Annotated in this window: 8 protein-coding genes and 2 pseudogenes; 4 read left to right on the top strand and 6 right to left on the bottom strand. The window is 71.2% G+C overall.

Annotation, left to right across the window (positions count from 1 at the left end):
• From GXW76_RS23935 to GXW76_RS23910, 6 genes and pseudogenes are all read right to left on the bottom strand, one after another.
• Positions 1-476: pseudogene (locus tag GXW76_RS23935) on the bottom strand (hypothetical protein); the annotation flags it as partial.
• Positions 477-479: 3 nt separating this feature from the next.
• Positions 480-923 (bottom strand): ExbD/TolR family protein, encoded by a 444-nt coding sequence (locus GXW76_RS23930; RefSeq protein ID WP_211864660.1) that lies wholly within the window; start codon positions 921-923, stop codon positions 480-482.
• 5 nt (positions 924-928) lie between these two features.
• Complete coding sequence (locus tag GXW76_RS23925; RefSeq protein ID WP_246514668.1) at positions 929-1606, bottom strand: MotA/TolQ/ExbB proton channel family protein; 678 nt, start codon at positions 1604-1606, stop codon at positions 929-931.
• Entirely contained in the window at positions 1603-2289 is a 687-nt protein-coding gene (locus tag GXW76_RS23920) for a Fe2+-dependent dioxygenase (RefSeq protein ID WP_211864658.1), read from the bottom strand. Before GXW76_RS23920 ends, GXW76_RS23925 begins: the two co-directional genes overlap by 4 nt.
• On the bottom strand, positions 2289-4421 hold the full coding sequence (locus GXW76_RS23915) for a TonB-dependent receptor (protein WP_211864657.1): 2133 nt from the start codon (positions 4419-4421) through the stop codon (positions 2289-2291). Before GXW76_RS23915 ends, GXW76_RS23920 begins: the two co-directional genes overlap by 1 nt.
• Positions 4422-4757: 336 nt before the next feature.
• Positions 4758-6431: a M3 family oligoendopeptidase gene (locus GXW76_RS23910; protein ID WP_211864656.1), complete on the bottom strand. Its 1674-nt coding sequence runs from the start codon at positions 6429-6431 to the stop codon at positions 4758-4760.
• 139 nt (positions 6432-6570) lie between these two features.
• On the opposite strand from GXW76_RS23910, the gene GXW76_RS23905 reads away from it, so the two are divergent.
• The 4 genes and pseudogenes from GXW76_RS23905 to fliI form a co-directional block, all read left to right on the top strand.
• On the top strand, positions 6571-6885 hold the full coding sequence (locus tag GXW76_RS23905) for a hypothetical protein (protein WP_211864655.1): 315 nt from the start codon (positions 6571-6573) through the stop codon (positions 6883-6885).
• Between the two features lie 23 nt (positions 6886-6908).
• Positions 6909-7583 (top strand): substrate-binding domain-containing protein, encoded by a 675-nt coding sequence (locus GXW76_RS23900; RefSeq protein WP_211864654.1) that lies wholly within the window; start codon positions 6909-6911, stop codon positions 7581-7583.
• A 245-nt stretch (positions 7584-7828) separates the two neighbouring features.
• On the top strand, positions 7829-8755 hold the full coding sequence (locus tag GXW76_RS23895) for a BKACE family enzyme (protein WP_211864653.1): 927 nt from the start codon (positions 7829-7831) through the stop codon (positions 8753-8755).
• A 168-nt stretch (positions 8756-8923) separates the two neighbouring features.
• Positions 8924-9199 (top strand): annotated as a pseudogene (gene fliI / locus GXW76_RS23890) (flagellum-specific ATP synthase FliI); the annotation flags it as partial.

The raw sequence follows: 9199 nt of genomic DNA, 5'->3' as shown, positions 1-9199 counted from the left end.
GCCCGAGGCGCCGGGCGAACTTCGGGCCGGGGTGGTGGCGGCTCGGGTAGGGACGCCGGTTCGGGCGGTGGCTCAGGCTGGGGGGCAGGCTCCGGGGGTGGGGGCTCAGCTTCGCGGGGCGGGGGCTCGGGTGCGGGCGGCGGTGGGGGTTCCGGCGCCGGCGGGGTCGGCTCCGGTTGCGGCGGTTCGGGGCGGGTTTCCTCGATCGGGGTGGCGGCAGCCTCCTCGGCGGGTGCGGGGGTTTCCTCCGCCACCGGCTCGGCCAGCACGGCGAGGATCGACGGCGGCTCCGGCGTCGCGAGGCTCCGGGGGGAGGCGGGGACGAGCAGGAGGAGGCCTGCCAGCCCGCCATGGAGCAGCACCGCGACGCCGGAGGCCACGAGCCTCGGCGCCAGCGCCGGGCCCGGCATCGGCATGTCCGGGGGAAGATCGGGGCCGGGCGCCAGCGCCACGGCCGGTGCGGGGCGCGCGGCCATGGCTCAGCGCACGCCGGCGGCGGAGGGCTCGGCCTCCGCGATCAGCGAGACGCGCGGGATGCCGGCCGCCGTGACGCGGCCCATGATGCGCAGCACCTCGCCATAGGCCACCGCGCGATCGCCGCGCACATGCACGACGAGGTCGGGGTTGCCCTCCTTCAGCGCCGCCAGGCGTTCGGCCAGCGCGGATTCCTCGATGCGTTCCTCGGCGATGTGCACGGCGCCGTCGCGCGTGACGGTCAGCACCACCGGTGGCGAGGGGCTCGCCGCGCGCGGCGCCGCGCTGCGCGGCAGGTCCACCGGCACGCCGGAGGTCATCATCGGCGCGGCGACCATGAAGATGATGAGCAGCACCAGCATCACGTCCACGAAGGGCGTGACGTTGATCTCGGACATCGGCGCGGCGTCGTCCTCGTCCTCGGCGCCGCCGCCCATGGAGAAGGCCATGGCCGCTATTCCGCCGCGCGCACCGAACCGCGCGGCGGCCGGCCCGACAGGCGCGCGCCGAGCGCGGCGATGGCGGCCAGCGCCTCGGCCCGCAGCGAGGACAGCCGGCGCGCGATGCGGTTGTAGCCGATCACCGCCGGGATCGCGGCGAACAGGCCGATGGCGGTGGCAAGCAAAGCCTCGGCGATGCCGGGCGCGACCACGGCAAGCGAGGTGTCGTGCATCTGCGCGATGCCCTGGAAGGATCCCATGATGCCCCAGACCGTGCCGAACAGCCCGACGAAGGGCCCGACCGCGCCGGTGGTGGCGAGCAACGCCGTGCCGGCCTGCGCCTGGCGGATCGCGGCGGCGAGCGTCTCGCGCATCGCGCGCTCGATCCGCTCGCGGTATTCGCCGCGGCTCTCGCCCGGCTCGCGGCCTTCCGACCATTCGCGCGCGGCGGTGCGCTGGATGCGGGCGGCAAGGCCCTCGCCATTCGCCGCGCCGGCGTCGCCGGCCGCGCGCAGCAGGCGGACCTCGCGCTTCAGTCGCGCGAGCAGGATCGACTTCTCGATCATCACCGCCCAGCACGCGACGGAGGCCAGCGCGAGCGCGCCCATCACCGCCTGCACCACCGGCCCGGCCTGCAGGATCAGGCCGACCATCGAGAGATCCGGCGCGTGCGCCGCCGCTTCGGGGTTCATGCGACCTCCGCCCATTGCCGCAGCAGGTTGTGATAGACACCGGTCAGCGCGACCGGGGCCTCGTGGCCTTGCGGCAGGTCGGGCGTGGCGGCGTTGATCGCCATGTCGAGGTCGAAGAGCAGCCGGCGCCGCATGTCGTCGCGGACCATCGACTGGATCCAGAAGAAGGAGGAGATGCGCGCGCCGCGCGTCACCGGCTCGACGCGGTGCAGGCTGGTGGCCGGATAGACCACGGCATGGCCCGCCGGCAGCTTCACCCGCTGCTCGCCATAGGTGTCCTGCACCACGAGCTCGCCGCCGTCGTAGTCTTCGGGCGGGGTGAGGAAGAGCGTGCAGGAGACGTCGGTGCGGATCCTGTGCGGCGTGCCGCGGATCTGGCGGATCGAATTGTCCACATGCGCGCCGAAGGTCATGCCCACGTCGTAGCGGTTGAACAGCGGCGGGAAGACGCGCTGCGGCAGCACGGCGGAGATGAACAGCGATGAGCGGCCGAGGCCGCTCAGCACCATCTCGCCAAGCCGCTGGTGCAGCGGGCTGCCCTCCTGGATCTGGAGGTTGTCCTTCACCTGCGCCGACTGGTGGCCGGCGGTGACGCGGCCATCGGTCCAGTCGGCGGCCTTCAGGGCGGCGAGCGCTTCCGCCGCTTCGGCGGCGGAGAGCACGTTCGGGATCGCGATCAGCATCAGAAGCGCGCCGCGACGGAGGCCACGAAGGTCCGGCCGGTGCCCGGCACGACGTGCCCGGTGTAGACCGTCTCGTAGGTGCGCGCGTCGCCGAGGTTCAGCGCGTTGAGCTGGAAGCGCATCCCGCGCAGCGCGCCTTCATCCGGTTCCCAGGCCAGGGCGGCGTCGAGCCGGGTGTAGGATGGTGCCTGCACCGTATTCGTGGTGTTGCCGTAGCGCCGGTCCACGAAGGACAGGCCGCCGCCGATCTGGAAGCCCATCGGCAGGTTGTAGGTGCTCCAGAGCGAGACCGTGTTCGGCGCGACGTTGGCGAATTCGCGGCCGACCTCGGCCGGGTTGTTCGATTCCATGATCTCGGAATTGAGCCGCGTGTAGCCGACCATCACGTTCCAGTCGTCCGTGATGCGCCCGGTCGCCGAGACCTCGAACCCGTCCACGCGCACGATGCCGTCGAGAACCTGCAGCGTGGCATTGGCAGGGTCGGAGGTGCGCGCATTGCGCTTCTCGATGCGGAAGACCGAGCCGTTCAGGCGCAGCCCGTCCATCACGTCCCAGGAGCCGCCGAGTTCGTAGGTGGTCGCCGTCTCCGGCGCCAGATTGGCGTTGTTCGCAGCCAGCGTCAGGGATTCGGCGGAGGGATTGAACGACGTGCCGGCCGAGACATAGGTGCGGATGGCGCTCGTCGGCTTGAACACGAAGGCGGCGCGCCAGGTGAACTCGCGGTCCGTCCGGTCGAAGGTCTGGGCGGTGTAGCGGTTGTCCTGCTCGGCGCTGAACACGTCGTAGCGGCCACCGAGGATCACCTCGAACATCTCGCCGATGCGGATGCGGTCCACGGCGTAGACGGCGACGGTGTCCGCCACGGTCTTGATGTCCGAGGTGAAGGTCTGGTTGATGGCCCCGATCTGGTAGAAGTCGGGATAGAGCAGGCTCGCGTTGGGCCGCCCGGTCTGCCCGAAGCGCGTGATCTCCGATGACTCGCGGCCGAATTCGACGCCGGCGAGCACATCGTGGCGTAGGCCCCAGGTGTCGAAGCCGAGCACCGCCTCGGTCTGGTTGACGATCAGGCTGTCATAGCCGTTGCGCACCTGCGGCTGGCGGTTCACCAGCGAATCCGGCGTGATGCCGCGCGCCACCGTGTTCTGCACCAGGCGCGGCGCGGTGGCCGAGAGTTCCCGGCTGTAGCCCGCGACGCGGAAGGTGTTGCGGATCAGCACGTCCTCCTCGAAGCGGTGCTCGAGCCGCGCGGTGAAGACATCGGTGACGGTGCGCTCGCGGTCGGTCTGGTTCAGCCCGTAGAAGGTGTTGGTCGAGACCTGCAACGGGCGGCCGTTGAAGTAGGGCACGCCGAAGTCGGGCATGTTGCGCTCTTCCTGGTGCAGGTAGGAGAGCGTCAGCGTCGTCGGCGTGCCCATCCCGAAGGTGATGGAAGGGAAGACGCCCCAGCGTTCGTTGAAGACGTGGTCGCGTTCCGCCGCGTCGATACGGGTGCCCATCGCCACCACGCGTGCGGCGACCTCGCCGGCGCGCACGTTCACGTCGGCGGTGCCGCGCAGGCCCATCGGCGTATAGGCGGACAGCCACACCTCGCCCTGCGTCGTCGCGAGCGGCTGGCGCGTCGTCTGGTTCACCACGCCACCGGTCGAACCACGGCCGAACATGACGGAGGAGGGGCCCTTCAGCACCTCCACCGATTCCAGGAAGAAGCTGTCGCGCGTGTACTGGCCGGCGTCGCGGATGCCGTCGATGTAGAAATCGCCGCGCGCGGAGAAGCCGCGCAGCGTGAGGTTGTCGCCCGAGAAGCCGCCCTCGCCCGCCGCCAGGCTGATGCCGGTCACGTTGCGCAGCGCGTCGCGCACCGTTGCGGCGGCCTGTTCCTGCATCACCACGCGCGGGATGATGTTCACCGTCTGCGGCATCTCGGCCGCGGTCATCGGCATGCGCGGCATCGGCGCGGAATCGGCGCGATAGGGCGAAGGCGCGGCGCCCTGGATGCTGAGTTCGGGCAGTTGCGCGGTCGGCTGCGCCGCTTCCTGCGCCATGGCCGCCCCGCCGAGGGCAGGAACCAGGCCGAAGCCGGCAAGGCCGATGGTGGGCACGCGCAGAGACGGCGCCTGGAGTGAGGATGACATGGTGCAGGACCCCCGGAGTGAGTTGGCCGGAGAATATGCAAATGCGAGTAAGTCGCAATAGCGATTCGCAACAGGGCGCGGGCGAACGCAAAGGGGCGGGTTACAGGGGAGGGGTGGCATCCGCGTTGGATCGGGCGGCGCCGGAGAAGGGCGCCGCCCCTCTCCGGACCTCTCCCCGCCAAGGGCCGAAAGGCCCTTGGAACCCAGGATTTGCGAAGGGGACCGCAGGCGTCCGAGTGGCCGCGCGCCGCGTCCGTCCGCATCGCGCGTTTGCCGGTCAGGTGCCGGTGTCGAGAGGCGTTTCGGCCTGTGGCGAGCGGGGTCCTCCCCGCCTCGCTACACCCCCAGCACGGACGCCGCTTCCCGCATCGTCGCCTCCAGCGCCCCTTCCGCGAAGGGCGAGGTCAGCCCCGCGGAGGCCACGAGCCCCTGGAACGGCATCGACCCGCCGCGGCCGCACAGCGCGATGTAGGCATCGAGCGCGGCGGCGGCGTCGCGCCGCGCCCGCACCCAGAACTGCAGCGCGCAGCACAGCGCCAGCGTGTAGTCGATGTAGTAGAAGGGCGAGTTGTAGATGTGCTGCTTGGCCTGCCAGCGCCCGCCCTTGGCGGCGTAGGCGAGGTCCCCGTAGTCGCTCCAGGGCATGTAGCGCCGTTCCAGCCGCTGCCAGGTCGCGTGACGCTCGGCCGGCGTCATGTCGGGTCTTGCATAGACTTCGTGCTGGAAGTGATCGACGCAGACGCCGTAGGGCAGGAAGGCGAGCGCCGAGACCAGGTGCATGCGGCGATAGCGTTCCGCCGCGTCGTCGCCCACCAGCAGCCCCATATGCGGATGCGTGAGGTATTCGAGGCCCATCGAGTGGATCTCCGCCGCCTCCATGGTCGGCCAGAGATAGTCCAGGCCCGGCTGGTGCCGGCTTTCCCAGCACTGGAAGGCGTGGCCCATCTCATGGGTGAAGACGCCGATGTCGTTGTGGGTGCCGTTGAAGTTGGCGAAGATGAAGGGCGCGCCGACGCTGGGGAAGGACGTGCAGAAGCCGCCGCCCGCCTTGCCGGGACGGTTCTTCAGGTCGAGGAACCCGCCTGCCCGCATCATGGCGTAGAAATCCGACATGCGCGGATGCATGCGGGCGAACATCTCCTGCGCCGCCATCACCAGCGTGTCGTGGTCGCCGGCGGGCTTCGGATTGCCGGCGGGGTCGATCAGCGCCTCGTCCCAGAAGCGCAGCCGGTCCCAGCCATGCGTGGCGCGGCGCTGTTCCAGGATGCGCGCGACCAGCGGCGTGACGTGCTGAACCACCCCTTCCCGGTAGCGCGCGACATCCGCCGGACCGTAGTCGAGCCGCCGCATGCGGCGATAGGCGAGCGGCGTGAAGGTGGCATCGCCGAGCTTGCGCGCCATGCCGGTGCGCAACCGCACGAGCTGGTCGTAGATGCTGTCCAGCTCTTCCCCGTTCGCGGCGAAGAAGGCCCAGCGCGCGGCCTCGGCCTCATGGCGCAGGTCGCGATCCGAATCCTCCGCGAAGGGCGTAAGGCCGGAGAGGTTCACCTCCTTCCCCCGCACCGTCATCCGCGCACCGGCGAGCAGCGCGGTGTAGCGGGCGGAGAGGCGGCTCTCCTCCTCCGTCTCCGCGGCGATCTTCGGATCGAAGGCGGTGATGTCGGTCTCCCACAGCGCGACGGCGTGCCGGCCGGCCTGCGCCTCCAGCCCCGCGCGGTCGGCATCGGCGAGCAGGCGCCGCTTCAGCGCGGTTTCGTGCGTTGCCGCTTCCGGCGCCAGCGCGTCGGCGTATTCGCGTGCGGCGACCGCATCCTTGTCGGTGGTGTCCTGCGCGAAGTTCAGGTGCACCAGCGCCGACCAGGTGTCGTAGTCGCGCCGTGCCGCGTCCCACATCGCGAGCGCGCCGGCACGATCACCGGCATCGAGCCGCGCGTCGATGGCCGCATGGGCGGCGGCGAGGCTCTCCTTGTCGGGGCGCGGGGCGGCGATCTCGGTGAAACGGAGGGTCATGGCTGCGTCCAGCGTGGCGGGTCCGTTGCAGGGGGCGCGCGCAGGGCCGCAGCGTCAAGCGTGCGGAAGGTTGAGCGACATCAAGGCGGCGCGGAGCGATCCGGTGTCGACGGTCGCGGCCGAGCCGGCCGGGAGGCGCATGACCGTCTCGCCGTTCCGCCCACCGCGCCTGGCATCGGTCCCCGGGCAGGGGATGTGGCATTGGAATGCCGAGCCGCGCCGCGACTTCGCCGCCACCGCCGACGAAGGTCGCGCCCTGCAGGCCGACATCGCGGTGGCGATCGGGGTGCTCGCGCAGCGCATGCTCGCGGATGTCTTTCCCGGTAGCGTCGAGCCACCGCCCACGCGTGCCGGCGAGCGCGCCAATGCGTTGCGCGCGAACTGCCCGCCGGTGGCGCCGCCTGCCGCGGCGGGGCAGACTGTGCCGGCGGAGGCCCTCGCCGCAAGGCACTGACCCCGCGCACAGCGGAGCACCCCATGCCGAGACTCATGTCCACCCTCGCCCTCGCCGGCCTGCTGCGGGAAGCGGCCCCGGCGCTCGACGCCGCCCTCGGCGCCCGCGTGCAGGTGGACCTGGCGCCGACGAAGACGCTGGAGGCGCGCATCCGCGCCGGGGAACGCGCCGACGCCGCGGTGCTGACTGCCGAAGCCATCGCCGCGCTCGCGGCCGAAGGCGTGCTCGACGGGCTGACCGCGCGCCCGCTGGCGCATTCGCGCGTCGGCATGGCGGTGAAGGCCGGCGCGCCGCATCCGGACATCTCCTCGGTGGCGGCGCTGAAGCTCGCGCTGCTGGACGCGCCCTCCCTCTGCTACTCGCGCGCCGGGGCCAGCGGCATCTTCTTCGCCGGCCTCATCGAACGCCTCGGCATCGCGCAGGACGTCAACGCCAAGGCCATCGTCATCCCGCAGGGCTTCACGGCGGAAAAGCTCGTCAGCGGGGAAGCCGCCATCGCCTTTCAGCAGGTCAGCGAATTGATGGAAGTGCCGGGCATCGAGATCGTCGGCGCGCTGCCGGAAGGCGCGCAGACCGTCGCGGTCTTCTCGGGTGCTGCCTTCGCCGGGGCGCCGGGTGGCGCCGCGCTGCTGGACGCGGTGGCACGGCTCTGCACGCCGGAGGCGCTGCGGGCGAAGGGGCTCGACACGCCGGCGTGACCCGGAGAGGGGCGCCGCCCCTCTCCGGACCTCACCCCGCCAAGGGCCGAAAGGCCCTTGGAACCCGGGAGATTCCATCGGAGCGCCGGCAGTAGGGCGTCCCCGGATCAGAAGTTGGTGTCCAGAGGCCTTTCGGCCTCTGGCGGGTGGGGTTTCGGGGAGGGCAGGGCCCTCCCCGCCACGCCCCTCTTCCGGCGCGCCGCCCCGACGGGCAGGATCACCCCCCTGCGTCGGAGGAACCCGCCATGTCCAAGGTCATCATCACCTGCGCCGTCACCGGTGCGATCCACACGCCGTCCATGTCCGACCACCTGCCGATCACCCCGCGGGAGATCGCGGAACAGTCCATCGCCGCGGCCGAGGCCGGCGCCTCGATCATCCACCTGCACGCGCGCGACCCGATCGACGGCCGCCCGACGCCGGACCCGGCGGTGTTCATGCAGTTCCTGCCGGTCATCAAGCAGTCCACCGATGCGGTCATCAACATCACCACCGGCGGCGGCCTCGGCATGACGGTGGATGAGCGCCTTGCCGCGCCGCTTCTGGCGAAGCCCGAGATGTGCAGCCTCAACATGGGCTCGATGAACTTCAACATCTCGCAGAGCGCGGCGCGCGTGAAGCACTTCAAGCACGATTGGGAGAAGCCCTACCTCGAAGGCACGACGGACTTCATCTTCCGCAACACCTTCAAGGATATCGAGCAGATCGTGGAGCGGCTCGGCAAGGGCCACGGCACGCGCTTCGAGTTCGAGTGCTACGATGTCGGCCACCTCTACAACCTCGCGCACATGCTCGACCGGAAGATCGTCGAGCCGCCGCTGTTCACGCAGACGATCTTCGGCATCCTCGGCGGCCTCGGCGCCGAGCCGCGCAACCTGATGTTCATGAAGGAGACGGCGGACCGGCTGTTCGGCAAGGACTACGTGTGGTCCGTGCTGGCGGCGGGGCGGCACCAGATGCCCTTCGTGACGATGGCCGGCATGCTGGGCGGCAATGTCCGCGTCGGACTGGAGGACAGCCTCTGGATCGGCAAGGGCGTGCCGGCGACGTCGAATGCGCAGCAGGTGGCGAAGATCCGCCGCATCCTTGAGGAACTGAGCCTCGAGATCGCGACGCCGGCCGAGGCGCGCGCGATGCTGAAGCTGAAGGGCGGCGACCTGGTCGGGTTCTGATCGCGGCGGCCTGGAGACCGCCGCGCCACATCGGGACGCTGCGGTTTCCATGTTCCAGGCGACGGTTCCCCAAGGCCTTTCGGCCTTGGGCGGGGAGGTCTGGAGGGGCGGAGCCCCTCCGGTCCGCGCTTAACGCCGCGCCAACCCTGCCGGCCTAGGCTGGCTTTCATGCGCCCCGACTTCACCGCCACCGCCGCCGCGCTCGACTTCCTGCCGCGGGAGGCCGTGCGCGGCACCGTGACGGGGCTTGGCGGCCTCGCCGTGACGCTCGAGGGCTTCGGCCCCTTGGCCGCCATCGGCGATCGCGTGCGGCTGGAGGCGCCGTGCGGCGCGCCGGTGCTCGCCGAGATCGCCGCCTTCCGCGACGGCCGGGCGGAAGCGATCGCCCTCGGCCCCCTGGCGGGCCTTTCCGCCGGGGCGCGGGCCGTGCTCGCGCCCAGGCCG

Origin of the sequence: Neoroseomonas soli (assembly GCF_018129065.1) — a bacterium.
Lineage (GTDB): Bacteria > Pseudomonadota > Alphaproteobacteria > Acetobacterales > Acetobacteraceae > Neoroseomonas > Neoroseomonas soli.
Note: the sequence above shows the minus strand (reverse complement) of the source record. Positions and strands in the feature narration are given on the sequence as shown.

Excerpts from the sequence above, each read along its gene's own strand:
- GXW76_RS23930 (WP_211864660.1), bottom strand. The coding sequence starts at position 923 with ATGGCCTTCTCCATGGGCGGCGGCGCCGAGGACGAGGACGACGCCGCG.
- GXW76_RS23925 (WP_246514668.1), bottom strand. The coding sequence starts at position 1,606 with ATGAACCCCGAAGCGGCGGCGCACGCGCCGGATCTCTCGATGGTCGGC.
- GXW76_RS23920 (WP_211864658.1), bottom strand. The coding sequence starts at position 2,289 with ATGCTGATCGCGATCCCGAACGTGCTCTCCGCCGCCGAAGCGGCGGAA.
- GXW76_RS23915 (WP_211864657.1), bottom strand. The coding sequence starts at position 4,421 with ATGTCATCCTCACTCCAGGCGCCGTCTCTGCGCGTGCCCACCATCGGC.
- GXW76_RS23910 (WP_211864656.1), bottom strand. The coding sequence starts at position 6,431 with ATGACCCTCCGTTTCACCGAGATCGCCGCCCCGCGCCCCGACAAGGAG.
- GXW76_RS23905 (WP_211864655.1), top strand. The coding sequence starts at position 6,571 with ATGACCGTCTCGCCGTTCCGCCCACCGCGCCTGGCATCGGTCCCCGGG.
- GXW76_RS23900 (WP_211864654.1), top strand. The coding sequence starts at position 6,909 with ATGCCGAGACTCATGTCCACCCTCGCCCTCGCCGGCCTGCTGCGGGAA.
- GXW76_RS23895 (WP_211864653.1), top strand. The coding sequence starts at position 7,829 with ATGTCCAAGGTCATCATCACCTGCGCCGTCACCGGTGCGATCCACACG.